Annotated in this window: 27 protein-coding genes; 21 read left to right on the top strand and 6 right to left on the bottom strand. The window is 51.5% G+C overall.

The window, feature by feature from the left end; genetic code table 11:
- The first annotated feature begins 114 nt into the window (after positions 1 to 114).
- The 4 genes from mltG (at position 115) to KXU80_RS09330 (ending at position 5,876) form a co-directional block, all read left to right on the top strand.
- Positions 115 to 1,245, top strand: a complete 1,131-nt coding sequence (mltG, locus tag KXU80_RS09345) for an endolytic transglycosylase MltG (RefSeq protein ID WP_258171332.1) — start codon at positions 115 to 117, stop codon at positions 1,243 to 1,245.
- A gap of 12 nt (positions 1,246 to 1,257) precedes the next feature.
- Positions 1,258 to 2,202 (top strand): peptidase U32 family protein, encoded by a 945-nt coding sequence (locus KXU80_RS09340; RefSeq protein WP_219837916.1) that lies wholly within the window; start codon positions 1,258 to 1,260, stop codon positions 2,200 to 2,202.
- 30 nt (positions 2,203 to 2,232) lie between these two features.
- On the top strand, positions 2,233 to 3,486 hold the full coding sequence (locus KXU80_RS09335; protein WP_219837915.1) for a peptidase U32 family protein: 1,254 nt from the start codon (positions 2,233 to 2,235) through the stop codon (positions 3,484 to 3,486).
- A 242-nt stretch (positions 3,487 to 3,728) separates the two neighbouring features.
- Positions 3,729 to 5,876, top strand: a complete 2,148-nt coding sequence (locus tag KXU80_RS09330) for a methyl-accepting chemotaxis protein (protein WP_258171331.1) — start codon at positions 3,729 to 3,731, stop codon at positions 5,874 to 5,876.
- 122 nt (positions 5,877 to 5,998) lie between these two features.
- Here KXU80_RS09330 and KXU80_RS09325 read toward each other — a convergent pair whose 3' ends face one another.
- Together KXU80_RS09325 and KXU80_RS09320 are read right to left on the bottom strand one after the other, a co-directional pair.
- Positions 5,999 to 6,679, bottom strand: a complete 681-nt coding sequence (locus tag KXU80_RS09325; protein ID WP_219837914.1) for a zinc metallopeptidase — start codon at positions 6,677 to 6,679, stop codon at positions 5,999 to 6,001.
- Positions 6,680 to 6,712: 33 nt separating this feature from the next.
- Entirely contained in the window at positions 6,713 to 7,171 is a 459-nt protein-coding gene (locus KXU80_RS09320) for a MerR family transcriptional regulator (protein WP_219837913.1), read from the bottom strand.
- A 406-nt stretch (positions 7,172 to 7,577) separates the two neighbouring features.
- Here KXU80_RS09320 and KXU80_RS09315 point away from each other — a divergent pair, with 406 nt between their 5' ends.
- Genes KXU80_RS09315 through KXU80_RS09305 form a run of 3 tightly spaced genes read left to right on the top strand, consistent with a single transcriptional unit; the run spans position 7,578 to position 10,813 of the window.
- Positions 7,578 to 8,948: an ammonium transporter gene (locus KXU80_RS09315; RefSeq protein ID WP_258171330.1), complete on the top strand. Its 1,371-nt coding sequence runs from the start codon at positions 7,578 to 7,580 to the stop codon at positions 8,946 to 8,948.
- A 40-nt stretch (positions 8,949 to 8,988) separates the two neighbouring features.
- Positions 8,989 to 10,062, top strand: a complete 1,074-nt coding sequence (locus tag KXU80_RS09310; protein WP_219837912.1) for a DUF294 nucleotidyltransferase-like domain-containing protein — start codon at positions 8,989 to 8,991, stop codon at positions 10,060 to 10,062.
- Positions 10,063 to 10,078: 16 nt separating this feature from the next.
- The gene (locus KXU80_RS09305; protein ID WP_219837911.1) at positions 10,079 to 10,813 is read left to right on the top strand and encodes a 3'-5' exonuclease; all 735 of its coding nucleotides are present in this window, start codon (positions 10,079 to 10,081) and stop codon (positions 10,811 to 10,813) included.
- Here KXU80_RS09305 and KXU80_RS09300 read toward each other — a convergent pair.
- Both KXU80_RS09300 and KXU80_RS09295 read right to left on the bottom strand, forming a co-directional pair.
- On the bottom strand, positions 10,799 to 11,275 hold the full coding sequence (locus KXU80_RS09300; protein ID WP_219837910.1) for a M67 family metallopeptidase: 477 nt from the start codon (positions 11,273 to 11,275) through the stop codon (positions 10,799 to 10,801). The genes KXU80_RS09305 and KXU80_RS09300 overlap by 15 nt on opposite strands.
- Before the next feature lie 82 nt (positions 11,276 to 11,357).
- Entirely contained in the window at positions 11,358 to 12,677 is a 1,320-nt protein-coding gene (locus KXU80_RS09295) for an MFS transporter (RefSeq protein ID WP_219837909.1), read from the bottom strand.
- Positions 12,678 to 12,821: 144 nt separating this feature from the next.
- On the opposite strand from KXU80_RS09295, the gene KXU80_RS09290 reads away from it, so the two are divergent.
- Complete coding sequence (locus KXU80_RS09290; RefSeq protein WP_219837908.1) at positions 12,822 to 13,382, top strand: TlpA family protein disulfide reductase; 561 nt, start codon at positions 12,822 to 12,824, stop codon at positions 13,380 to 13,382.
- A gap of 78 nt (positions 13,383 to 13,460) precedes the next feature.
- Here KXU80_RS09290 and cimA read toward each other — a convergent pair whose 3' ends face one another.
- A complete protein-coding gene (gene cimA / locus KXU80_RS09285) occupies positions 13,461 to 15,074 on the bottom strand; it encodes a citramalate synthase (protein WP_219837907.1) in 1,614 nt (537 codons plus the stop codon).
- Positions 15,075 to 15,256: 182 nt separating this feature from the next.
- On the opposite strand from cimA, the gene KXU80_RS09280 reads away from it, so the two are divergent.
- The 8 genes from KXU80_RS09280 (at position 15,257) to KXU80_RS09245 (ending at position 23,003) form a co-directional block, all read left to right on the top strand.
- Complete coding sequence (locus KXU80_RS09280; protein WP_219837906.1) at positions 15,257 to 16,543, top strand: DNA polymerase IV; 1,287 nt, start codon at positions 15,257 to 15,259, stop codon at positions 16,541 to 16,543.
- Positions 16,544 to 16,608: 65 nt separating this feature from the next.
- Positions 16,609 to 16,845 carry a ferredoxin gene (locus KXU80_RS09275; RefSeq protein WP_219837905.1) on the top strand — a complete coding sequence of 79 codons (237 nt, stop codon included), beginning with the start codon at positions 16,609 to 16,611 and terminating at the stop codon, positions 16,843 to 16,845.
- Between the two features lie 220 nt (positions 16,846 to 17,065).
- The gene (locus KXU80_RS09270) at positions 17,066 to 18,481 is read left to right on the top strand and encodes a L,D-transpeptidase (RefSeq protein WP_219837904.1); all 1,416 of its coding nucleotides are present in this window, start codon (positions 17,066 to 17,068) and stop codon (positions 18,479 to 18,481) included.
- A gap of 354 nt (positions 18,482 to 18,835) precedes the next feature.
- Positions 18,836 to 19,936 (top strand): quinone-dependent dihydroorotate dehydrogenase, encoded by a 1,101-nt coding sequence (locus KXU80_RS09265; protein WP_219837903.1) that lies wholly within the window; start codon positions 18,836 to 18,838, stop codon positions 19,934 to 19,936.
- Positions 19,937 to 19,951: 15 nt separating this feature from the next.
- Positions 19,952 to 20,755 (top strand): GTP diphosphokinase, encoded by an 804-nt coding sequence (locus KXU80_RS09260; RefSeq protein WP_219837902.1) that lies wholly within the window; start codon positions 19,952 to 19,954, stop codon positions 20,753 to 20,755.
- A complete protein-coding gene (locus KXU80_RS09255; RefSeq protein WP_219837901.1) occupies positions 20,756 to 21,181 on the top strand; it encodes a DUF309 domain-containing protein in 426 nt (141 codons plus the stop codon).
- 220 nt (positions 21,182 to 21,401) lie between these two features.
- A complete protein-coding gene (locus KXU80_RS09250; RefSeq protein WP_219837900.1) occupies positions 21,402 to 22,172 on the top strand; it encodes a pseudouridine synthase in 771 nt (256 codons plus the stop codon).
- A 33-nt stretch (positions 22,173 to 22,205) separates the two neighbouring features.
- Positions 22,206 to 23,003: a Cof-type HAD-IIB family hydrolase gene (locus KXU80_RS09245; protein ID WP_258171329.1), complete on the top strand. Its 798-nt coding sequence runs from the start codon at positions 22,206 to 22,208 to the stop codon at positions 23,001 to 23,003.
- Positions 23,004 to 23,065: 62 nt separating this feature from the next.
- Here the strand turns inward: KXU80_RS09245 and KXU80_RS09240 are convergent, their stop codons facing one another.
- Entirely contained in the window at positions 23,066 to 23,158 is a 93-nt protein-coding gene (locus KXU80_RS09240) for a YjcZ family sporulation protein (RefSeq protein ID WP_210654703.1), read from the bottom strand.
- 321 nt (positions 23,159 to 23,479) lie between these two features.
- Here KXU80_RS09240 and KXU80_RS09235 point away from each other — a divergent pair, with 321 nt between their 5' ends.
- The 5 genes from KXU80_RS09235 to KXU80_RS09215 all read left to right on the top strand — a co-directional run bounded on the left by KXU80_RS09235 (position 23,480) and on the right by KXU80_RS09215 (position 26,475).
- Positions 23,480 to 23,941 (top strand): SRPBCC family protein, encoded by a 462-nt coding sequence (locus KXU80_RS09235; protein WP_219837899.1) that lies wholly within the window; start codon positions 23,480 to 23,482, stop codon positions 23,939 to 23,941.
- A gap of 38 nt (positions 23,942 to 23,979) precedes the next feature.
- On the top strand, positions 23,980 to 24,531 hold the full coding sequence (locus tag KXU80_RS09230; RefSeq protein WP_219838954.1) for a pyridoxamine 5'-phosphate oxidase family protein: 552 nt from the start codon (positions 23,980 to 23,982) through the stop codon (positions 24,529 to 24,531).
- A 107-nt stretch (positions 24,532 to 24,638) separates the two neighbouring features.
- Positions 24,639 to 25,247 (top strand): LysE family translocator, encoded by a 609-nt coding sequence (locus KXU80_RS09225; RefSeq protein WP_219837898.1) that lies wholly within the window; start codon positions 24,639 to 24,641, stop codon positions 25,245 to 25,247.
- An 81-nt stretch (positions 25,248 to 25,328) separates the two neighbouring features.
- Complete coding sequence (locus KXU80_RS09220; RefSeq protein ID WP_219838953.1) at positions 25,329 to 25,892, top strand: GNAT family N-acetyltransferase; 564 nt, start codon at positions 25,329 to 25,331, stop codon at positions 25,890 to 25,892.
- Positions 25,893 to 26,001: 109 nt separating this feature from the next.
- Entirely contained in the window at positions 26,002 to 26,475 is a 474-nt protein-coding gene (locus KXU80_RS09215; protein ID WP_219837897.1) for a TcaA NTF2-like domain-containing protein, read from the top strand.
- Positions 26,476 to 26,481: the final 6 nt, after the last annotated feature.

Here is a 26,481-nt window from a genome sequence, read left to right as displayed (position 1 = left end):
TTAAACAGGGTGGCTTTCAGCCCTGTTTTATTTAAAGGAGTACGGGATGGGGCGGCGCTGACCGCCCTTTTTCCGCGCTAATACGCACACGTATCAGAAACGGAGGATACTCTCTTGAGTCCATCAGAGCACCAGCCGGGTGGCGAATGGCCGGCAAACGACGAAATGCTTTCTACTGGTCCGAGGCGGGGCCGCATTACGTTTTGGGTCATTTTCACGATTTTGGGACTTATGATTGTTTGTGCAGGCAGTGTATTCTTGTACATTTGGAATGGACTGCGGCCAGCGCCTGCAGGCGATATTGTGCAGGTGGAATTGAAGAAGGGAGCCTCGCCTTTTCAATTTGCCGAGGTGCTTGAGGATCAAGGGATTGTCCGCAATGCTTTTATTTTTAAATATTATTTGCGGTTAAAGCACGAAGGTCCGCGGTTTCAGGCGGGCGTATACGAGTTAAAGCAGGGCATGGATAAGCAGGCGATTATTGCCAAGCTGAATGCCGGCGAGACATTGAAGCAGGAAACGATTCGGTTCACGATTCCGGAAGGGTTCACCGTGAATCAAATTGTGGACACGCTGAGCAAAGACGGGTACGTCGATAAAGCGGCGTTTCTCGCTTTGGCAGATAAAGATCAAGTCTGGCCGGATACGGATGCATCGAAGCATATTCCGAAGGACGGCAAGTATATTCATCGCTTGGAAGGCTATATGTTCCCGGATACGTATGAGCTAGTCAAAGGCAGCAAGCCGGAAGACATCATTGCGCGCATGCTGCAGGAGCTTGACCGTAAGATGGACAGTTTGCCCGAGAATTGGGAAGACTCGCTTGCTGCGAACGGCGTTGATTTTCATGGTATGATGACGATCGCATCGTTAGTGGAACGTGAAGTCGTCGTGGATGAAGAACGTCCCATCGTAGCAGGGATCATATATAACCGTTTGAAGAAAGGCATGCCGCTTCAAATCGACGCAACCGTCCAGTACTTGCTGGATAAGCAAAAGGAGCGTCTGATGGCGTCGGATTTGCAGGTGGACAGCCCATTCAACACGTACAAGACCAAGGGACTTCCGCCGGGGCCGATTGCCTCGCCGAGCTTGAAGTCGATTGAAGCTTCGCTTTTTCCGAAGCAGACGAAGTATTATTACTATGTGACGAAAAAAGACGGCAGCCATGAGCATCTGTTTGCAGAGACGCTCAAAGGACATAATCAAAATATCGCGAAAAGCAATGCCACCGCAAAGCAATAGGAGGATTCACTAATGGCAACAAAGCCGGAGCTGCTCATCGATGCAGCTTCTCTTGCTGATATGGAACGGTTGATCGCCGCTGGCGCTGACGCTTTTATTCTAGGTGAGGCCAAGTACGGCATGCGTCTGCCGGGCGACTTCAATATCGAACAGATGGCTGAAGCCGTCAAGCTTGCGCACGCGCACGGAGCTTCGGTATATGCAGCTGTTAACAATGTAATGGATAATGCCGCGGTCGAGACGCTGCCCGCTTATATCCGGGCACTGGCTGATGCCGGTGTAGATGCCATCGTTTTCGGCGATCCCGCCGTGCTTATGGCGGCCCGGACCGCTGCGCCGGACATGAAGCTTCACTGGAACGCGGAGATGACATCGACCAATTTCGCTACTGCGAACTATTGGGGCCGCCGCGGGGCTTCCAGAGTCGTGCTGGCACGGGAGCTCAATTTGGAGCAGATTATCGATGCCAAGGCGAATACGTCGATGGCGATCCAAGTTCAGGTCCATGGCATGACGAATATTTATCATTCCAAGCGTCCGCTCGTCCAAAACTATTTTGAACATCAGAATAAGGATGGCAAGCTGTCGGAGGTTCCGGTGCACGGCAAACGCGAGGAAGGTCTTTATTTGATCGAGTCTGAGCGTCCCGAGGAGCGGTTTCCGATCTACGAGGATTTGAACGGCACGCATATTATGAGCTCGGACGATCTCTGCATGCTGGAGAACTTGCACGAGCTGATGGAAGTTAATATCGATAGCTTTCGGATTGAAGGGCTGTTAAAATCAATAGCATACAATGAAACGGTCGTACGTGCGTATCGGGCTGCAATCGATGCCTACTACGCTGATCCCGGTCATTATGTCTTTAATGACGAATGGCTGGAAGCGATCGTTCACGTTCAAGATGAGGCGCGCGAGCTGTCCTATGGATTTTTCTATAAAGAACAAGTGTATTAATGTCACCCTTGTAAGATTATGGAGGTGAGTATGGTGACAACGCAAACTGCCCCGCGCTTTAAGGGGAAACGAAACCGGCTCGATAAACCGGAGCTTTTGGCTCCTGCCGGTAATTTGGAAAAACTGAAATTTGCCGTGCATTACGGTGCGGATGCCGTCTACATCGGAGGACAGAAGTACGGTCTTCGTTCCAACGCGGACAACTTCAGCTTCGAGGAGATGAAGGAAGGCGTCGAATTCGCCAAGCAATATGGTGCCAAAGTATTCGTTGCGACGAACATTTATGCACATAACGAAGATATCTCCGGTTTGGAAGATTATCTACGGGAATTGGAGAACGCCGGGATTGCAGCGATTATTGCGGCGGATCCCATTATCATCGAAACTGCACAGCGGGTTGCGCCTAAGCTGGAAGTGCATCTAAGCACCCAGCAATCGACGATGAATTGGCAAGCTGTCCAGTTCTGGAAGGAAGAGGGCCTGCCGCGCGTCGTATTGGCTCGCGAAGCCAGTATTGAAGAAATCGCTCAAATTAAAGAGCATGTAGATATCGAGATCGAGGCATTTATTCACGGCGCCATGTGTTCTTCGTTCTCGGGACGCTGCGTGCTGTCAAACCATTTTACCGACCGGGATTCCAACCGCGGCGGATGCTGCCAGTCCTGCAGATGGAAATACGATATTTATGAGGACGATCTGCAAATGGTGAGCCCGGAAGCGGATAAATTCACGATGGGTTCCAAAGACTTGGGCATGCTCGAGCATATTCCGGATCTCATCGACGTCGGCGTAGACAGCTTCAAAATCGAAGGCCGGATGAAAAGCCTTCATTATGTAGCTACCGTCGTGAATGCATATCGCCAAGCAATCGATTCCTACATGGCCGATCCGGAGAATTACGAATTGAAGCAGGTGTGGCTGGACGATATTCAGAAAGCCGCGAATCGCCCGCTTAATACCGGATTCTTCTACGATACGCCGGGAGCCGAGGATCACATCTACGAGCCGGAGGATAAGGCGGCACCTTATGATTTCGCCGGTGTTGTTGTATCTTACGACGCGGAAGCGGGAACTGCAGTCATTCAGCAGCGGAACCATTTCAAGCCTGGCCAAGAGGTTGAATTTTTTGGGCCGAACGGCACGTTCTTCAAGCAAATCGTACCAGAAATCAAGGATGACAATGGCAGCGTGCTTGATGCCGCGAGACATCCGCTTCAACGAATCGTTATGAAAACAGACCAGCCCGTAAGAGCTATGGACATGATGCGCAAACGGGTGCGCTAAGTCTGCAGTCCCAAATAATCCTAATCGAGTTTAATCGATTAGGATTATTTTTTTGTGAATTTATTGCGAAGCGCGCTAACAAATCGATTTCCAAAAACCGATATTAAGTGTGTTGCAATTTTTTGTCGAAATTTGCTTTGAAATGCAGCTTTAGGCTTGAATCATAAGCATACGACACATTACCCGCAAACGAACCAACTCCGCATTTGGAATTCTATCCCTAGATCAGGTGGTGTCAAGCAATGAAGTTCAACTTGAAAAAAGACAAATTGAAGCCGCAGTCAGCCGGAGAAGGCCTGAATGCAAACGTAAAATCGCTGTACTCCTCATCCTTGAACGGGATGAAGAACGTGAAAATGACGAATCCCATTAAATCCGTAGGTCTCATGCTGTTTCTCATCATCTTCTGTGCGATTCTAGTCTGCGTGCTTGTCGTAGGGCTGTTCTCCTACTCGACTTCCAAGAGCATCATTAAAACGAAAGTGGCTGATTCAAGCGCGGTAGCCATCGGGCAATCGAAGGGCAAGTTGGATTTGATGTTCAAAAACTACGAGGCGCTCTCCATGCAGGTGCTGCTGGATAAGAACGTTCAAGATAACTTGCTTCAATATTCCCAAGCGAAAGACGATTACGATAAGTTCGACATTATGAAGAAGCTAAGCGATACGATTCAATCGTACGTGCTCGGCAACTCCACGATCGTCGGTGCAGCGATTATTCCGATTGCCGGCGACTCCACGGCAATTACGGTTGGGAGTACAAGTATGAGCTCCGAGGATGCTCAGAAATCCGATTGGATGAAATCGATCAAAGATGCCTCAGGACGTTTGGTGTGGCTGCCGTCGAAGGTCAAAGGCTACGGCGGATCTTCATCGGACCCGACAATTGCAATGGGCCGTGTCATGAAGAATACGGTAACAAATGAAGGTAATTTCGTGCTTCTGGTCGAAATCCATTTGAGCGAAATTGGGAAACAGCTAAGCGATTTGCAGCTCGGTAACGGCAGCGATATTACGATTGTCGATAACGCCAACAAAATCATGTTCAGCAAGGACGAGAAGCTGCTAACGCAGAACTCGCCGATCACGCTTCCGACGGAAGGGAAGGCGGCTAAATCCGGTTCCCTGACGACACAATCCAATGGCGTAGAAGTGCTGGCGATGTACAAACAGTTCGATACGACTGGCTGGAAGCTGGTTGGTGCCGTTCCTGTAGCAGAGCTGGTTAAGGATGCGAAGCAAATCCGCAACGCTACTTATATTATTGCTGCTATTGCGGCGCTGCTTGCGATCGGTATTGGACTGCTTGTCATCCGGATGGTTGCGATTCCGCTCGTGAATCTTCGCAACCTGATGAATGAAGGCGAACGCGGCAATCTGACCGTTCGTTCCACGATTAATAAGAAGGACGAAATTGGTCAGCTCGCGCAAAGCTTTAACCAGATGATGACGCAGATTACGGTGCTCGTGCAGCAATCCAACCAATCTGCGCAAGACGTGCTTGGCACTGCCGGCGAGTTGTCTGACGCCTCCAAAAAAACAGCGATTTCCGCGAAGGAAATTGCGGTTGCTACCGAAGAAATCGCAAACGGGGCAACGAGTCTAGCGGTTGAAGCGGAGAAGGGCAGCGATTTGACAAGCGAGATCAGCCAGCAGATGCTGCAGGTTATGAATGCGAACCAAGAAATGGGCTCCGCTGCGGCCGAAGTCGAGAAAGCAAGCCGTCAAGGTACGACCTATATGAACAGCTTGATCGAGAAGACAGGCATGACGGAAGAAATGACGCGTTCCATGGTCGAGAAGGTTGATCGACTCAAGGAAAGCACGCGTTCGATTCGCAAAATTTTGGATGTTCTGAACAACATGACGAAGCAAACGAACATTCTCTCGTTGAACGCTACGATCGAAGCGGCGCGCGCGGGTGCAGCCGGCAAAGGTTTCATGGTTGTTGCAGACGAAATTCGTAAGCTGGCGGATCAATCCCGTCAATCCATCGATGTTGTCGGACAAATTACCGAAACGATCCAGAAGGAAATTGACGAGACTGTCAATGTGCTCTCCAATGCATATCCGATCTTCCAGGAACAAATTCAGTCCGTTAAAGAAGCAAATCAAATCTTCTTGACCGTACAAGGACAAATGGGTGATTTCGTGGGCCGTCTCAATACTGTGACGGAATCCATCAGCGTATTGGAACGCTCGCAAGTCGTATTGTCCGAAGCGATGGGCAATGTGAGTGCGGTCGCACAGGAATCTTCGGCAACGTCCGAAGAAGTAGCATCCCTTAGCAATGAGCAAACGAACATCAGCGAAGGCTTGGTTCGTCTGTCGGACAAGCTGGAGATGGTATCCAGCGGCTTGAAAGAAACACTCAGCCGTTTCCGTACCTAATCATCAAGAATAAAAAACATCCGGTGCCCCTAAGGCGTCGGATGTTTTGTTTTTGTCTGACTGCTATGGATCCTAATAAAGGAGGCGTGCAGCTTCAGCTGCACGCCTCTTCGTAGATCGAATTATTCTCGGCTTTGCGTAAAGATCATGATGTACTTAATAAGCTCAAGCAGCGAAATCAATGCAGCCGCGACATAAGTCAGCGCTGCGGCATTCAATACTTTGGCGACGCCGCGTTCTTCTTCATTCGAGATAAATCCTTCAGCTACCATGATTTCACGAGCGCGGTTGCTGGCATTGAATTCTACCGGCAGTGTTACAAGCTGGAAGGCTACCGCACAGGAGAAGAAAATAATGCCGAGTCCGATCAATCCGGTTGCGTGGAACAAGAAGCCCGCAAGCAGAAGGAATGGTGCGAACCCAGAAGCGAAATTCACGACCGGGAAGATCCGGTGGCGAAGCGCCAGCATCGGATAATGTACTTTATGCTGGATCGCATGGCCGACCTCGTGACACGCGACGGAAATGGCCGATATGGAGTTCTCGTAGTAAACGTGCTCCGACAGCCTTACGACGCGATGAATGGGGTCGTAGTGGTCTGAGAGCGTGCCAGGCACGGCTTCAACGGGTACATCGTGCAAATCGTTTCGGTCAAGCATCATGCGAGCGGCTTGATAGCCGGTTAGACCGCTCATCGTCTGCACTTCCGCCCAGCGGTTGAACGTGCCCCGAACTCTGAACTGCGCCCAGAGCGATAGTAGAAAGGCGATAATGATTAGGAAATCCATTGGGTGAAAAAACATAGCGGTCCCTCCATTTTGATTATTGCATTGCCCTTACATAAATCCGCCCTTATTCAATAGCAGCATTAAAGCTTCGACGCATGCAGCTGTCTGAGGAACAAGCCGTTTAAAGACCTGTTTGGCCTGCTGAGGCTTTAATTGATTGAGGACCGGTTCAATGGCCTTCACTTCGCGCTGCAGCTGTTCTAAATGAATCTGAAGCTCCATGAGTTGACCGGATACTTGTTCCTCAGACGATACTTTGCTCCAACCGGTCATGCTGGCTTTTATTTCTTCGAGCGAATATTTATCTTTCTTCATTTGAACTATACGTTTGAGCCGCAGTAAGGTTTCATCGCTGTATAAGCGATAATTTTTCGGTGAACGCTTCTCTGGTTCGATCAATCCGGTCGACGTATAGAAGTCAATAGTACGCGGACTGACACCTGCTAACTTGGACAACTCACCAATCCGATAAAGCAGCGTTTCGGACAATGAAATCACCTCTTTCATTAATAAAGCAATTGTGTAACGACAACCATGAAAGCAAATAAAAACTCCCTAGTACCTATGATACAAATCCTGAACCATACAGTCAAACGTAATGCTTTGCCATTCCTTCATTTTACAAACCTAACATAAGACTTTGTGATCATTTTGTGAGCGGCTTGCAAAGTGCTGTGAAATGAATGCTGGGGCTGGGCGAGTTGGATGAAAACGCGAAGAATCGGACGTCGAATCGGTGGTTTTGAGGCACAAATTGTGAAAAAACTTAACATTACCATGTTTTAAGGACATGAATGTTAGATTATTTGAAGAGAAATGCAAAAACTATATTGTCAAATCAGGCACTTCTGACTATAATGACATTAAGTCTTTCCTAGCACGTCAAGAAACATTACATTGGGGAGTGGTCGTAGTGGTCAAAAAGTTGATTTTGTCTTTAGGTGCTCTATCGTTGTTATTTCCTGCAATGGTTTTTGCGGACGACCCATCAGCAGCAACGCTAAACATGGGGCTTAACTCGATTTGGGTACTCGTTGCAGCCATTTTGGTTATCTTGATGCAAGGCGGATTTATCCTTCTGGAATCCGGTTCGACACGGATGAAAAATGCGGGTCATATCGCAGGTAAAACCATTTTCACATTAGGTCTTTGTACCTTGATTTACTGGGCTGTAGGTTATGCTTTCGCCTTCGGTGCCGAAAACACGGGTACGGCAATCAGCCACGTGATCGGCTCTGGCGACTTCTTGTTCTCGCCTGCTAAAGCAGCCGGTGACGGCGTAGGTCTTCCACCGACGATTTTCTTTACATTCCAATTGGCTTTCGCAGCTGTATCGCTTTCCATCGCCTGGGGCGGTTTTGCAGAGCGCGCTAAGCTTTCCGCTTACCTCGTATTCACGGTATTGTTCACAGCACTAATTTATCCAGTTATTTCCCACTGGATTTGGAGTGCAGACGGTTGGTTGTTCACAAAAGGTGCGCAAGACTATGCAGGTTCGACGGTTGTTCACTTGACAGGTGCAATTGCGGCATTCGCAGCAACGGTATTGTTGAAACCGCGTATCGGCCGCTTCAATAAAGACGGCTCTGCAAACGAGATTCTCGGTCATAACCAAGTATTCGGTGCATTGTCCGTTCTGATTCTGTGGGTAGGTTGGTTTGGATTCAACGCAGGCAGCGCACTTGGCGTAGGCGACGGTTTCTTCGGTTACGTTGCGTTCAACACGCAGCTTGGCGCAGCAGGCGGCGCGGTTGCAGCGCTTCTGATCTCTTGGCTCGTAAACGGCAAAGCTGACATCACGACAACGTTGAACGGTGCGCTTGCCGGTCTAGTAGCCATCACAGCAACTTGTGCATTCGTAGAGCCTTGGGCTGCGGTAGTCATTGGTCTGCTTGCAGGTGTACTCGTATTCTTCAGCACGAAATTTTTCGAGAAAATTAAAGTCGACGACCCGATCTATGCGCTTTCGGTACACGGCGCTGCAGGCGTATGGGGTACACTAGCTAACGGAATCTTCGCAACAGATGAGCTGGCTGCGAAATTGAATGTTGGTAAAGGCGGTCTGATCGACACGGGCAGCTGGCACCAATTGTGGGTACAGCTTGAATCCGTAGTCGTTTGCGGCGGTTACGTGCTTGTGGCTTCCTTCATCCTGCTTGGCATTATGAAAGTGGTTATGGGTCTTCGCGTAACGGAAGAACAAGAGATCATCGGTCTTGACCTTTCCGAGCACGGAACGTTCGGCTACCCGGAGCAAATGAAAAAAGCACAACAAAACATGTAATAATCGGTGTTCGATATCCTAACACAGAGGTGAGCACAGCATGAGCGACCCGGTCCGTGCGAAGCTGCTTACAGACGTCGGCACTTGCGCCGATGTTGCAGCGCTACGCGGCTTGCGGGATCAAATCCACGCGCATATGAAAGCTCTGCTCTCCGAGCAACCGATTGAACAATTTTATACGGATCTGAATGAGGTGCATGACGCATTAATTCGGCGTGCTATCGCCCTCTCAGAAGAGCAAATGGCACGGATGGGGCTTGGTTCCCCACCCGTGCCTTATACGTATCTATTGTTCGGCAGCGGAGGCAGACAGGAACAAACGTTGTCCAGCGATCAGGACAGCGGCTTGATTTACGGCGATCCCCAGGATGAGACAAAGCGTCAGGAAACGTCTCATTATTATCGCAAGCTCTCGATGACGATTGTACAAACGCTGCAGGCAGTCGGTTATCCGCCGTGCGAGGGTGAAGTCATCAGCTCCAATCCCGTGTGGTGCCAATCATTATCGGAGTGGAAAGCGAAGCTGAACCTCTGGTTCAGCGATCCGGATTGGGAAAGGGTTCGTTATTTGCTCATCGTGGCAGACTGTAGATTGATTTCGGGTCAAGCATCGATGCTGCAGGAGCTGAAGGGTCATTTTTTCTCGGATATGCTCGAAAATCAACTCATCGTGCAGCACATGCTGAATAATACGATGCGCCACAAAGTATTAGTGGGGGTATTTGGTCAGCTGTTCAAGGAACAATACGGTGAGGACGCGGGAAGTCTTGATTTGAAATACGGCGCTTATATTCCCATGGTGAACGCCATTCGGTTGTTAAGCATACAAGCCGGCATCCGGGAAACGTCAACGTTAATGCGGATCCAGCAGCTGACGGTTAGTGGAGTTTTCACCGAAAGAGACGGTCTTGCCTATGCGGACGCTTTCCGGCTGATTCTTCGCTTAAGGCTGATGACAACGGCCAAGAACGACGAGGGGTTCTATTCCAACAATGGAAAGCTGCCGAACGCCAAGCTGACAAAGGAATTAATCGATGAGCTTAAGAACGGCCTTCGCGTCGTGAAGAAGCTTCAGAAACGGGTTCAAAGCAAACCATGGGCAGGCTCTAGGTAAGACGGAGGGGAAAACCATGAAAGAGCAAAAAGGCGTGGGCCGAATGTGGCATCTCTACAAAATGGGCGGGCTAACACCTGCGATTGCATCTATGATGGGCGCGCAGAACGCACAGCAAATGGCTTTCATCCGTTCCATGTCCAAAGAACAGCGTAAGGATTCCATTATGGAACAGCCGCTGCAGGAAATGGAAGTTGTCGTATTCGATTTAGAGACTACGGGGTTCTACCCAACGAACGGGGACGAAATCATCTCCTTCGGCGCTGTCTTGCTTAAGGGCGACCGATTGGTAGAGGATCAAACTTTCTACAGCCTCGTGAATCCGAAACGGAAAGTGCCGAAGCATATTACGGAATTGACGGGCATTACGAATGAGATGACGGAGGATGCCCCGGATTTGATGCAGGTGCTGCATGATTTTATGGAATTCGTGGGCAAACGTATGCTGATCGCCCATGCCAGCGGACATGACAAGCAATTTCTGAATACAGCCCTGTGGCGTACATCCAAAGTGAATTTAACGCATCGTGTTCTCGATACGATGATGGTCGCGAAATGGCTGGAGCCAGAACGGACCAATTATAATTTGGACGATCTGCTCGAACTGAGCGGTATCCCGATCACGCAGCGGCATCATGCGCTTGCAGATTCGCTGATGACAGCGAAGCTGTGGTTGAATTACTTGAAGCGGATGCTTCATCGCAATGTGGTCACGCTGGGCGATTTATACGCATATTTAAGCAAGCATTAGCGGAGTAAAGCCTCCGTCCTGGTACCAATAAGGCTGCAAGTTAACACTGCTTCCTCCAGGCTGAGGCGACAGAATCCAATAGGAAATCCCTTCAGCGCTGTAGACCATGCCCTTCAAATCCGAAGGACTAGGGACAGGGGTGGAATGCGGATGAGAGTGAAAGAAGCCGACAAGCGATTGTCGGTTTTTTTGTATGTCATACAGCGCGCGCACCCATTCCGAGGGGTCAAATACAAATTGCTTGCTTGGATCCGCTGCGGCGTTAGCGATCGAGATAACACCCGACACATGGAGTTCGAAGCCGGCATCTGCTTGTACACTGGAAACGGGGGCGAATTGACCGGATAGAGCGCCGCATATTTCATTGGGAAGAGCTTCTAGACAAAGTGTCGTTAGCTGAAGAAAAGATGCTGGTGTCAATACAACACGGTTGGGAGTGGTACTCTTACCTGGTACGTGCATCGTACAGCCTCACTTTACTGCTTAGGATAGGGAATCACACTGCCTACCTATTATAGCGTGAAAGTCATGGCGAAACGACGGCCTAGGAAGCGTCTCCGGCCTGCTTGGACGGATGCACGAGAAAAATAATAAGGAGCAATGCGCCAAGAGAGAGTGCCGATACGACGCCGTACAGAAGCGTATCCGAATTTTTGGCAAGCCAGCCGAACAGCGGGGGGCCAAATGCGACTCCAAGAAATCGAAGGCTGTTGTATAAGGAAGTCACCATGCCGCGTTGCTGGCGTTCCACGGAGCCAGTAATGAGCGTATTTAAACAGGGGAGCAGCAGGCCGGTGCCAACACTGCTGAGCGCGGCAAAGCCGATCAAAACATACAAGTTCTGATGCAAGAAGGCTGCTGCGGCAAGCGCGCCGCTCATGACAGCCAAACCGATGATCATTAAGGCGCGCATGAGGATACCGTTGTTCTTGATACGGCGGCCGGTTACATAGGCGGTGATGACGAGGAATAGCAGCGGAATCGCCAGTATAGCTCCTTTGGCGACGCCGTCAATCTTGTACGGCGGGTCCTCCAAGAGGTTAGACAGATGGAATAAGACGCCGAATAGGATGAAGAGGCCCAGTGAGCCCGATAAGTACGCAGCCAGCAGCCAGCGCCCCTTCTCACGAAACACCTTGAAAATGTCTTTTACGTATTGTTTTATGGGAAGCGACGGTTGCGTCTCATCTTTGGGAGGTTCTTTGATCAACCACAGCATAGCGGCGAATGAGGCTGCACAGAATAGCGGAAATGCAAATAATGGCGCATACCAGATAATAAGTGCGAGTAGTGAGCCGATTACGGGGCTTACCACTTTGCCTGCGCCGTTCGAGGCTTCAATAATTCCGAGGGCTTCGCTCTCGTTACCGTCCTTGTACATATCGCCGACCAGTGCCATTGCGATCGAAGAGGTTCCGGCAGCGCCTATCCCCTGCAGTGCCCTTGAGGCGATCAGGAATCCGTAATGATGCATGACGGCCGCGAATCCTGCGGCAATGCCGGCTAACCCATAGAGGGCAAGAGAAGGCAGGATGACAGCTTTGCGCGAGTAACGATCGGATAAATAACCGGAGACAGGGATAATGAGACCGGCTGCGACCGAAAATAGCGTAATGACGAGGCTTGCCTGAAAGCTGGAAATGCCGAGCTCTCGCTCCATATCCGGCAGGATCGGAACTAGCATAGAGTTTCCAAGCACGAGTACAAGTGGAACCGAGGCGAGAGCGCTGTATGCCAGCCACTTGCCTTTAGCCTTTTTCTGATTCTGCGCTTGTTTAGCGTTCGATACGCTGCCGGATTCTGTGGTGCGCAGCTTTCCTGGACGGCTTGCCGAACGCCGGGATTTGGTCGTCTGATGATTCATGTGGTCAGCTCCCATGCTATTAAGATGACCGCACGGGTCTCGAAGAGTAATGTACCCATGAACTTGAGCTTCCATTCTCAGACATGGTAACATGTAAGCAGGACCACACGAATTTCGACAATTGATTATGAAAGAAGGCGTATCATGAAACGTTCCATCGTTCTTCTTGTCATCGTGCTGATTTTGGCAGGTGCCGCGGTTTACCAAAATAAAGGAAAACATAGTGAAGTGTCCGCCGCTTCGTCCGACATGCTGCCGAAGCCGGGCTATACAGCCCCGACGCTTAATTTACCTGACTTAAAGGATCAGAATGTCGCCATCGGAGGAAAACGGGAGAAGCTGCTGCTCGTTAATTTCTGGGCTTCATGGTGTTATCCCTGCGAGATGGAAGCGCCCGATATGCAGGCCTTGTCCCAAGAATACGGCGATAAGCTTGAGATCTACGGTATTAATGCCACAAGCGTAGATAAAGAACGGCAGGCAAGAGCGTTCGTTGACGAGCAGAAGCTGACGTTCCCGATTCTCATGGACCGCGACGGTGATGCTCAGAAGCTGTACAAGATCAACTCGTTTCCGATCAGCTTGCTGGTGGACAGCAACGGCGTCGTGAGAGAGCGGATTGAAGGCGTGATCAGCAAATCGAAATGGCAAGGCATTATCGACAAGTGGATTACGGCTGATGTGCAAGAGAAGTCCGGCTTGTAGCTCATAACGAATTAAGGAGATTGAAAATGATAGCAAAACGCCAGCGCCCGAAAGTTACGGGTGCTGGCGTTTTGTTCGTTAATGGTTGACGAGTCCGAGCTGTTCGCGGGGTTCGTCCTGCATGCTGATCTTCAAGCTGTTCAGGAGCGCGTAGCGAATGCTGTCGACCAGCGCCTCCCAGCTTGCTTCAATGACGTTGCTCGAAACGCCCACGGTATTCCATGTATTCTTGAAGTCCGTCGACTCCATTAATACGCGGACCTTGGCGGCGGTGGCGTCTTTCTCGTCGATGACGCGAACCTTGTAATCCGACAAGTGGAAGTCGTTGATCACCGGATAGAACTGCTCAAGCGCTTTGCGAAGTGCGTTGTTCAGCGCATTGACCGGACCATTGCCTTCTGCGGCCATGTAGATGGTTTGTCCATCGACATTTACTTTGACGATCGCTTCGGCGTTCATGCTGCTGCCGTTTGTTTTCTCCACAATCATCTTCAAGGATTCGAGTCTGAAGATCTCCTTCATTTCGCCGAAGGCATCGCGGAGCAGCAGTTCGAGGGAAGCATCGGCACCTTCGAATTGATAGCCTTGATGCTCCAGATCCTTGATTTGCTCCATGATCTGTTTGGTTTTCTCGTTGTTAGCATTGATATCAAGGCCAAGCTCCTGCGCTTTGGAAATGATATTGCTTTGCCCGGCAAGCTCGGACACGAGGATACGCTGCTTGTTGCCGACCAGTTCAGGGCGAATATGCTCGTAAGTTTTGGAATCTTTCATGATGGCAGAGACGTGGATGCCGCCTTTGTGTGCGAATGCCGCGTTGCCGACATAAGGCTGAGCGACCGGCATATGCACGTTAGCAATCTCGCTTACATAACGTGCCGTTTGGGTGAGTGACTGCAGCTGCTCGTCGCTGACGCAGCGGTAATCCATCTTGATTTGCAGCGTGGGAAGAATCGAGCAAAGATTCGCGTTGCCGCAGCGTTCGCCATAGCCATTGATGGTGCCCTGCACCTGTCGGACGCCGGCTTGTACCGCGGCAAGCGTGTTTGCAACCGCCAGCTCGCAGTCGTTATGTGTATGAATGCCAAGCGGAGCGTGCAGCTCGGAAGATACGCGAGAGACGATCTCATGGATTTCAGAAGGCAGCGTGCCGCCGTTCGTATCGCAGAGGACGATCCAATCCGCGCCGGCATCCTGTGCTTTGCGAAGCACGGACAGCGCGTATTCCGGGTTATGCTTGTACCCGTCGAAGAAATGCTCCGCATCGAAGATCGCCTCGACGCCTTTGCTCTTCAGGAATGCAAAAGAGTCATAAATCATCGACAGGTTCTCTTCCAGCGTCGTCTGCAGCGCCGTATGCACATGGAAATCCCATGACTTGCCAACAAGTGTTGCTGCTGGGACGCCCGATTCGACGATCCGAAGCAGACTGCTGTCCTGCTCGGCGATGCTGTTCTTCCGTCTTGTGCTGCCGAAAGCCGTCAGCTTGGCATTCAGCTTAAGCCCCTTCGCGCGTTGAAAAAACTCAATGTCCTTGCTGTTGCTTCCCGGGTTTCCGCCTTCAATATAATGAACGCCAAGCAAATCAAGCTTCTGTGCGATTTTGATTTTGTCATCTGCGGAAAGACTGATGCCTTCTCCTTGTGTGCCATCTCGCAATGTCGTATCAAAAACGGAGATCGTATTTGCCATGATTGCAGAAGCCCCTTCCTTTGAACCATTTTATGCGTTGTCATAATTTTTTATTATAGCATTAGTTAGGCAGGCAGTAAATGTGCGGGAACCTTGCCGTGACGCGGGAAGTTGACGCTCCAGCCGCGTGATTGTATGCTGAATTTAGAAGTTGTATTTCCAGTAGAGAGGAGGCTGCTGCGATGACGAAGGAACAAGGGACTGCGGCTCCCAAGGGCCGTGTCATTCTTCATTTGGACATGAATGCTTTCTATTGTTCCGTTCATGAAGCGGAGGAGCCTCATTTATATAAAGGAAAACCGACAGCGGTTGCAGGAAGCGTAGAGCAGCGGAAGGGCATTATTGTAACCTCCTCGTATACCGCGCGTTCGAAGGGCATCAAAACGGGGATGACCGTTCGGGAAGGACTGCGGCGCTGCCCGGATCTGATTCTCATCCGTCCCGATTTCAATCTCTATCGCACCTACTCGCGCGGCTTTATGTCCATTGCAAGACAATATACACCGCTCGTTGAAGCGGTATCGATCGATGAATGCTACCTGGACATTACTGGCTCATCAGCGTTCGGAGAGCCTCTTGAAATCGCGCGCGCCATTCAGGAGCGCATTCAAACCGAATGGAATTTGCCCTGCTCGATTGGCATTGCGCCGAATAAGCTGCTGGCCAAGATGGCTTCTGACATGAATAAGCCAAACGGGTTCACTGTGCTGCGCATTCGGGACGTGCCTAACCTGCTCTGGGACAAGCCATGCGATACCTTATTCGGCATAGGCCGCAAGACGGCAGAGAAGCTGATCAAGCTGAATATTCGAACGATCGGACAGCTGGCAGCAGTCGATGAAAGCATGCTTGTCAAGCATTTTGGCGTCATCGGCTCGTGGATGAAGGCTGCCGCGTACGGCCATGACCATGGAGAAGTATCTGCGGAGCGGGAGCGCAACAAGTCGATCGGCCATACGACGACGCTGCCTAAGGATGTGACCGGACGTGAGGAGGCTCATCGGATTCTGCTGAATTTGGCGGACCAGACCGGCAGGCGGATGCGTCATCAGAAAATGATGGCCGCTACGGTTCAGATCGTCATCCGCAGGCCGGATATGACGACGTTCAATCGATCGGTTACGCTTGATTCACCTACCGATTCTGCCTCTGATATCCATAGAGAGGCTTGCAAGCTGTTTGACCGCTATTGGAAGCCGGGAGAGCCCGTCAGACTGCTCGGCATCACGCTCCAAAATCTTACGCTGCAGACCGAAACCGCGGTTCAGCTGGACCTGTTCGATTACAATGAACAGCCTCGTAAGGCAGCTTTGACGAAGACAATGGACATGCTAAGAGACAAGTTCGGCGAGGATGCCGTGCTTACGGCAGGCATGCTCGGAGACGATCCCTCCACGCTAATTCGGAACAAACGAATTCGGGGGACATCCTTGCAAAGGGATGAGCATATGTTATATAGTGATGAGTGAGGGTTGTTCGCTTTATATGACACAAAGTAAGTTTAACGCTTACAATTAATTTAGGAGGGAATACAATGTCGAAGTTTACTTGGGTTGAGAAAGATACATGTATTGCTTGCGGAGCTTGCGGCGCAACAGCACCGGACATTTACGACTACGACGATGAGGGTCTTGCAGAGGTTATATACGGAAGTGACGGCAACCACGGTAACACTGAAATTCCTTCCGATTTGTATGATGATTTGCAAGATGCGGCAGACGGCTGCCCTACGGACTCCATCAAAATCGCAGATACGGCTTTCAACTACTAATCGCGCATAATTACGCATAAACCCCCGTTTCCTGTTCCAGCAGGAGATGGGGGTTTCTTAATGTCTGGACGCGGCTGCCGAGACGATGCTAGCCAGAATCGAAGAAGCCATTCAAGTTAATCTGAAATTAAAGTTAAAAAAAGAGCCGTTCGGGTACAAACCTGGCGGCTCTTCTGCCGATATAGTAGCTACAATCGAATGGAGCCGGGAGGATTCGCCAGTGGATCTGCAAGACGACATGAATTATTTGAAGCGCTACGTTCAGAGCCACCCGAACAACCGCATGGCTTGGTACCTGCTCGGAAAGCAATATATGCAGGAAGAGAAGGAAGCAAAGGCGAATTATTGCTTCCTTCAATCCGGAAGCATCTATGATGCCTATGAACGCAAGCAGCATCCGTTAGCAAGCGAGCCGAAGCAAATGATCGCCGCATGGAATCGCAAGCGGCGATCGCGCATGCTGCTGATGCGAACAACGGCGGGCTTGCTCGCCATTCTAGCGTTAACGCTGATCCTGCCGCTTAGCAAAAAGGATGAGGATGCGAAGCAGGGTTCGAATTCGGTGCAGAGCGAAGCTTCCGCCGACCCGGTTCAGACATCGGATGAATCGCCTGGATTGGCCGTCATGTTCGTTAAGCCGTCCGGCGGGGGAACGCTGGGCAAGGCGCTTGGGGTGCTGCTGAAAGGAAGCGGCGGAGGTGCGAAGATCGGATTAGCCGTCATGCTGGAGCAAGACGGACCGTGGCGCAAATGGACAGGAGACACGCGCATCGTAGTGCAAACGCAGAAGCAGCGTGACGGGCAAGCGGATGTCAGCCTTCTGGATGCGAAGACATGCGACTGCCAGCCCGACGATGCATCGGCAGCGTTCAAGACCTACACGGCATGGAGCGCGCAGCAGGAAATGCAGTGGACGCTCGCCAGTGGCATCGTGCAGTACCGTGAGCGGACGAAATCATGGCCAAGCGGGCTGGAAGCGCTAAACAAGCCCTATCCAAATAATATTCTGTCGGGCAGCTCGCTTGCGATGAAGCAGCTGTTTCCAAAGCTTCTTCGCCAGCTGAAGTCGGCAGCAGCCGGAGGCAAGCCTGGCGATGAAGAATCAGGCAGTCAGGATGCTTCACCAACAAACACGAATAAGCCAGGAAGCAGCGCGGCTTCTGGAGGCCCAGCTTCCGAGAGTAACCAGCTGCCTGACGAGCCGCTGTCCATTATTATCGATAAGGACACGCACCAGCTGGCCGTCGTAAGCGGTGACGTTATCGTGCGAAGCTACACCGTGGGGCTTGGCGGCGATAAGACGCCTGCCGGAAGCTTCGCCATTACCGAGAAGGTGCGCAATCCGAACGGCCAGGACGACAGTGAGTTCGGCAGCAGGGGCATGACCTTATCAAGCACCTTGTATGCGATTCATGGCACGAACGATCCTGACAGTATCGGCAAGGACGAGTCGCACGGCTGCGTACGCATGCTGCGGAAAGATCTCGAGGAGCTGTTCGACCTCGTGCCGCTCGGCACGAAGGTCAAAATAAAAAGCGGCGTCCTTCCCGCCAAAACTGCCCCGATTGCATCGCGTTTCCGCTTGCAGCCGGTTCAGGACGAGACGAACTCCGCTGTTGTATACCGCTGGTTATAGGAAAGAATTCATGCAGCTTATTTATCGACGATAAGCAGGACTGCCATGACGATGACGATCAGGGCGAAGATCGATCCGATCCAAACAAGAGCTTTCTTATTGATTTCTTCCTTTTGCTTGGATTTCATGATAGGGGGCTTCTTCTTAGCTTGGCTCATACGGATCAACCTTTCTTTTCATTCAGATAGGGATATGTATGTATTGTAATCGTTTTCCCGGGACGAGACAACTAGGGATGACGGAAATTGTGGTGGGGTCTGCCGTCCTGAAAGCCGCGGCGGGCTCTTTCTTTTTCGCCGCCGACACGTTAAACTGTTCGATAGAGCTAACACGAAGAACGGAGTGAATCATTCAGTGTTGTACAGTAAAGTGGCCAAACCTTATTTCTTTCGGATGGATGCAGAGAAGGCGCATCATCTCGTTATTGACGGGCTTCATACGGCCAGCCGCGTCCCGGGGGTTCCGGCATTCATGCGAGCGATGTACGGCGTACCGGAAGCGAAGGAATTGGAGATGGGCGTATTCGGCTTGCACTTTGCCCACCCGATCGGACTTGCAGCGGGCCTTGATAAGAATGCGAAAGCCGTTGATATGTTTGCTAATATCGGCTTCAGCTTTGCCGAAGTCGGCACAGTAACGCCGAAGGGACAAGCGGGCAATGACCTGCCGAGGCTGTTTCGGCTTCCGTCCGACGAAGCGCTCGTCAATCGGATGGGCTTCAACAATGACGGTGCTGCCGCCATGGCCGAGCGGCTCGCGAAGGATACGAACCGCCGAATCCCCATCGCCGTGAATATCGGCAAGAACAAAACCACGCCAAACGAGCTGGCGCATGAAGATTACCGCGCATGCTTGCAGCAGCTTTATACATACGGTGACTTCTTCGTGGTCAATATCAGCTCGCCCAACACGCCCGATCTTCGCGCGCTTCAGCACGGGGACGAGCTCCGCCTGCTGCTTTCGACAGTCATGGAAGAGATGGGCAAGCAAGCAGGCAAGAGCGGCGCGGCGCGCAAGCCCGTGCTTGTGAAAATCGCCCCAGATATGACGGACGAGCAGCTGGGCTATACTGTAGATACGATCGTTGCAAGCGGCGTAAACGGCATTATCGCTACGAATACGACAATCAGCCGTGACGGGCTTCAGCATGCGAATTCAAGGGAAACTGGCGGCTTGAGCGGCAAACCGCTCCGCGAACGTTCGACAGCAGTCGTGCGCGAAGTCTACCGTTTAACCGGCGGCAAGATGCCCATTATTGGTTCAGGCGGCATCTTTACGGCATCGGATGCATACGATAAAATTCGCGCAGGTGCAAGTCTTGTTGAAATATATACCGGGCTCATCTACAAGGGGCCGGAATTGCTGCGCGAGCTGGCGGACGGGCTCAAAGCCTACTTGCGCAGAGATGGATTCAAATCGATCGTAGAGGCCATAGGAGCAGATCATCGGTCTTAGACAGGAGGCGGCCGGATGGACGGAAGAGACTGGGGACTATTTTTGCAGCCATATGAGCAGGCAGTGGAAGAATTAAAGGTGAAGCTGAAGACGCTCCGTACCGAACTGAAGAATCGGGAAGCCTATTCGCCGATCGAGTTCGTTACCGGCCGGGTCAAGCGGATCTCAAGTATATTGGAGAAAGCCAAGCGGCTGTCGGTGCCGATGGAAAAAATCGACACGGGTATCGAGGATATAGCAGGCATTCGAATCATGTGCCAATTCGTCGATGATATCCACCGCGTGGCTTCCTTTATCCGCGCGCGCAAGGATTTGAAGCTCGTGTACGAGAAGGACTATATTACGAATTTCAAAGACAGCGGCTATCGCAGCTATCACATGATCATAGAGTATCCAGTGCAAACGGCTATCGGCTTGAAGAACGTGCTGGCAGAGATTCAAATCCGTACGCTGGCGATGAATTTCTGGGCGACCATCGAGCATTCGCTCAACTATAAGTACAAAGAGAGCCTGCCGGATGAAGTACGGGGCCGGCTGAAGAAGGCGGCAGAGGCCGCTTCGGTTCTGGATACCGAAATGTCGAGCATTCGCAAGGAAATATTGGACGCCCAGAGGGAATTCGAGGAGAAATCCAACATGGTGTCCAGCGTCCTTAGCGATATCCAAGAGCTCTACTTCTTTCATCGCGTTCGGGAAGCCGTGCAATTCCAGCTGCGGTTCAATGAGCTGTGGGAGAAAGAGGATGCTTACGCCATTCGCATGTTGTCCGACGATATCCGGTCGGCAATCGCACGGGCGAAGAAGGGCGGCACGACGTAAATGGCGGCGGCACGCAGCTACGATGAACGGTTTGTTTATTTTGTCGTTCTGTTCAACGTTGATGAGGACTATTTTGAATGTCATGAGGTAATGGAGGAGCTGTGGCTCGAGGAAGGGCGCAGCACCCTCTACCAAGGGCTGCTCCAAGCCGCAGTCGGGCTGCATCATTGGCGTAACGATAATTATTCCGGAGCGGTCAAGCTGTTCACACAGGCGGAGAACAAGCTTATCGCGTACCCGGACATTTGGATGGGTCTCGATTTGCGGCAGCTGCTAGCTGATGTGAGGTTAAGCCTTGCCGTGCTGCGCGATGCGGCGGCTCCGCCATTCGCAGCGTTTCGGCTCGTTGTTGCGGACGAAATGCTGCGCGAGCTTGCGAAAGCGCTTGCGGAAAAGCCGCCGGAGCAAAGGATATCCGAATCATGACAAAGCCGGCTAACCAAGAGATCAAGAAAGCTGTCTGATGAAGCGACGTACCCGGGTGGGGGCGGAGCCTCTATTAGACAGCTTATTTTGTTGTAGTGCTTGCGCTGTGGATATAGGTCCCATATTATGGGTTGGTTATGCTACCTGCTTTATTATACAATGAGGGAAGAACTCTGCATGTGTTTGCAGAGGAGGTTGGCGTAATAGGAGCTGAGCGAGCATGGTTACAAGAATGCGGCTGGATAAGCTGCTGGCAAATATGGGCTTTGGTACGCGCAGCGAAGTCAAGCGGGCTGTTAAGCAGGGGCGGGTGTCTGTAGACGGGAAGACGGTTAAGGATTTCGGCTTGACGCTGGATCCGAACACCGCGGTTGTACGTTTCGATGATGAAGAAGTCATCTACCGGGAAACGATCTACGTCATGCTGAATAAACCCCAGGGCGTTATTTCGGCGACAGAGGATTCGCGAGACCGCACGGTTATTGACCTGCTTGACCCGGACGATCGCATCCTTCAGCCGTTCCCGGTCGGTCGGCTTGATAAGGATACGGAAGGGCTGCTGCTGCTCACGAATGACGGCAAGCTGGCGCATGACCTGCTTTCGCCGCGCAAGCATGTGCCTAAGACATACGAGGCAATTGTACGCGGCGACGTGAATGAGCGCGACCGGGAAGCCTTCACGCAAGGCGTGACTCTGGAGGATGGCTATAAGACGATGCCGGCGGAGCTTGTGATCGACGATAAAGAAGAACGCGAGGATGGTATTTACAGCCGTATTACGCTGACGATCCATGAGGGGAAGTTCCACCAGGTGAAGCGGATGTTCGAGGCAGTCGGCAAGCTTGTCGTCTATCTCCGCCGCGTGTCAATGGGGCCGCTTGTCCTGGACGCAAAGCTGAAGCTCGGCGATTATCGGCTGTTGACCGAAACGGAGCTTGAATCGCTGCTGACGGTGCATTCGCTCGCGGAATCGGAAGAAATAGAAGCTTGACGCATAGGAGCAGGAAGAGGAGACATACGTACCATGGGGATAATCAACTATGATTTGATTGCGCTGGATATAGACGGGACACTTCTTACGGATGGACATGTGCTGACGCCGGGCGTTCGCGAAGCCGTTCGCGAAGCGCAGCATCGCGGAGCAGAAATCGTGCTGTGTACAGGCCGGGGTCCGGCCAATGCGATTCCGGTACTGGAGGAGCTTGGCCTCGCCGGTACGATGATTACGCATAACGGCGCCGCTACCGTAGATGCGGCAAGCCGGCAGGTTTTGCATCAATACAGTATTGATCATGCTGAGGTAGAGCGGTTTCGCGGCTATTGTTTGCGGGGCAAGCATCACTTCGACATCAATACCGCCTTTGAGATGATGATCGAGGGCATAACGCCGGAGGCGCAGGTTATGTACAGCCGCTTCGGCGCGCTGCCGAAAATGCGCAATCCGCAGGAGCCGCTTCCGGACGGCTTGGTGAAGTTTACGTTATTCGGTCAGCAGGCGGAGCTGGACATCATTGAGCAGGAGTGGAACGGCTGGAAGCATGGCCTGCAGCATATTCGCAGCGGCGATTATTTCATTGATGTGCAGCATAAGGAAGCAAGCAAAGGAAAGGCACTCGAACAGCTTGCCCGTCTGCGGGGCATTCAACAGAGCCGCGTGATGGCGATCGGGAATTATTTTAACGATGTGGGCATGCTGGCTTTCGCTGGACTTGGCGTAGCCGTCGCGAACTCGCCGGAAGGCGTGAAGGATGCAGCGAATGTACTGACCCGCTCGAACGAGGAAGACGGCGTGGCTCACGCCTTATACACGTACGCGTGGTAACAATGAAAAACCGTCGAAGGGAAGCCTTCGACGGTTTTCGCATTATCGACTAGGTGATTGGATTAGTACATAAACCCGCGGGATACGATGACCAGCAGAATGAACAGAACCAGAATCACACCAGCAGAGGTGAATCCACCGTGTACACCGGACATGCAAATTCCTCCCTTTATGGTAATTCCGGCGCCGGTTGAGAGTTCTTGTTGTTTTTATCGGCACTCGGTATACGATATCGTATGAAATCAGCGGCGCAGCCGATTGGACATTAGCCCTGCTGGCCGACAATTAGGCCAATAGCAGGGAAGCTCTATCCCGGGAATGAGACGGATGTACCGGAGACATTGGCAAGGGAGCATCTACCCATCGGCTCCAGCGGATTCGTCTATTTCGCGTGATGGGATAGGTAGAAGAGGAAAAAGTTGGAAGATGTCGAAATGAATGAAAATTCCGGCATAAGCAGCGAGAGGTGAACGTTCGTGATAACAGTAAGAACGGAAGTATGGATTCATGCGCCGATTGAGCGCTGCTTTGATCTCGCAAGAGATATAGACGTACATACGCAAACCGTATGGAAGCATACGAAGGAGCAGGCGGTTGCAGGCACGACCAAAGGCCGCATTGAAGCGGGGGCAACCGTGACCTTTCAGGCGACGCATTTTGGCGTGAGGCAGCAGCTGACCTCTCGTATTACGGAATACGATTTCCCCGTATACTTTGTTGATGAGATGCAGAAGGGCGCGTTTAAGTCGCTTCGGCACGCGCATTTTTTTGAAGCGCACGGGACGAGAACCCGAATGGTGGATACGCTGACCTTCACTGCTCCTTTCGGCATGCTGGGCTGGATTGTAGAGCGCGCGGTGCTGGGACGGTATATGCGGCGGTTTCTGGAGCATCGCAACGGACAGCTTAAGGTACTTGCCGAGCGGACGGTTGAATAGGATATGCAAGAGAAATTCAATTGACGAGGAGAATGCTGATGGGCACTGTCTACCCGTCCATGCTTCCGGAGCATGAGGCGTTTATCAGAGAACAGAAGATGTTTTTCGTCGGTACGGCTTCTTGTGGCGGTCATGTGAATTTATCTCCCAAGGGCTACGATGCTTTTCGGATACTATCGCCGAACCAAGTTGCTTATTTGGATTTAACGGGCAGCGGCAATGAGACAAGCGCGCATTTGAGCGAGACCAATCGGATTACCTTCATGTTCGTTTCCTTCGAGGGCAAGCCGCTGATCCTACGGTTATACGGCACGGCGAGAGTCATATTACGAGGCGCAGAGGAATGGACCAGTCTGGCGCCATTGTTCACCCTGTACCCGGGCAGCAGGCAGATCATCGTGTCCGATGTGGAGATCGTTAAAACCTCCTGCGGGTTCAGCGTTCCGAACTATGCATATGAAGGTGACCGAGATATACTGCTCAATTGGGCGGTCAATCAAGGCGAAGAGAAGCTGAAGCGCTACCGTGCGAACAAGAACGCGACAAGCATGGACGGCATTCGGACAGCATTTTTTGACAGCGATTTCTGAGGGAAACTTAATGCTCGGTACGGCCCTTTGTCATGCAAATTTTGCCGGAGTCAGTTACACTAGAAGAAGCACGACTATTTAGCGCGTGCAGATGAGGTTATTTTGACATGATGATGCTTGCAAAAGGAATGATAATCGGCTTGTCGGTTGCTGCTCCTGTCGGGCCAATCGGGATCCTGTGCATGAAACGGACGATAAACCAGGGCAGACGCTTCGGCTTTGCAGCCGGACTCGGGGCGGCGACGGCAGATGGGCTGTACGGGTGCATCGCCGCTCTCGGCTTTGACAGACTAACCGCCGGCTTGGTATCGATGCAGAGCTGGATTTCGTTGCTGGGCGGGCTGTTTCTATGCTGCTTAGGCATTCAAGCCTTTCGTTCAAGCGGGGATCGGGACGAGGAAGCCGGCATGAGCCGTAGTATTGCAGGTGCATACCTGACGACTTTCCTGCTCACGATTACGAATCCGATAACGATTCTGTCGTTTATCGGCATCTTTGCAGGGCTTGATGTGCTTGGCGCTTCATCCTCGCAATTATTCGTGCTTGTTCTTGGCGTTATCGCCGGATCCGCGCTGTGGTGGCTGCTTCTCAGCTTCGTGGTTGGCTTCATTAAGCAGATCTTGAGTGCGGGCGCTATGCGTCTCGTCAATCGAATGTCAGGGTTGATTCTGCTCGGATTCGGCATCTATTCGCTGAGTAAAGGATTCTTGCACTAAACTGGGAAGCGCATAGATACAAGAGCGTCGCACGCATACAAAAAGAACGGAGCAAGAGCCATGAAATCGTTACATGAAATGATGCAGCTAAAGCTAAATTCGAAGCATCTCATTCTTCGCGTCATCGACGAGTCCGATGCGGAACGAGCGCTTGCGTTCGTGAGGCGTAACCGCGAGGCGCTTGCCGAATGGGAGCCGGACCGCGACGAAGACTACTTCACGCTTGACGTGCAAAGACAGCTGATTCAGAACGATCACCGTATGATGGAAGCCGGGCATGGCATCCGTTTATGGCTGTGCGCAGCAGAGGATCCAGACGGCGATTTGATCGGGACGGTATCGCTTAACAATATCATTCGCGGCGCATTTCAATCCTGCCATCTAGGATACCGGACGGACGCGGGACATCGGAATAAAGGTTATATGACGGAGGCCTTGTCCCATGTCATTGCTTTTGCATTCGACGAACTGAATTTGCACCGAATCGAAGCGAATATTATGCCGCGCAACGGGCCTTCGCTTAAGGTCTGTGAACGGCTTGGCTTCAAGCACGAAGGACTTGCCCATAACTACCTGCGCATTCACGGTGTATGGGAAGATCATATTCATATGGTTCTGCTGAACCCGTCTTGGACGGATAAGTAAGCCATTTATGTTAAGCACTGATTCATGGTAGAATAGAATTTACGTTAAGGCTGAACGCGGTATCAATTGGATTGAACGAGGCTAATCATTCAGACGGGAGACGACATAGATGCGCAGAATAGCGTTACTGCTGCTAGGTCTGACTTTGCTGCTTAGTGCCTGTTCCGAAAAAGACGATTCTCATGAACCGGGAGGGCCGTCTGGCGAACAGGTGGATTATCGGGATTCCTCCGGGGCGACCGATGTGATGAACGCATACGAGGAGTCCATAGTCGAGGCCGTGAACAAGAACCGGTTCTCCCTCGTCGAGGGGCTGATCGATCCGAACGGTCCTCTGTACGCGGAGCAGCAAAGCCTAGTCCGCCGGCTCAGCGAGAAAAATATTAAAGAAAAGCTGATCCGTTATCAAATTATGAATATCCAGAAAATCAACGGCGAATATAAGTTTTATGTTACCGAGAATGTCGGCGTGTATTACCCCGACGGCCGTTCGACGGTGAATGAATACCAATGGATTTATACGGTGACGCAGCACACGGATGCGCACGCGTTTAAAGTTTACAGTATCGAACGCTGGGAATAGCGATAC

This window comes from Paenibacillus sp. R14(2021) (genome assembly GCF_019431355.1).
Classification (GTDB): domain Bacteria; phylum Bacillota; class Bacilli; order Paenibacillales; family Paenibacillaceae; genus Paenibacillus_Z.
This window is presented reverse-complemented; position numbering and strand designations above follow the sequence as displayed.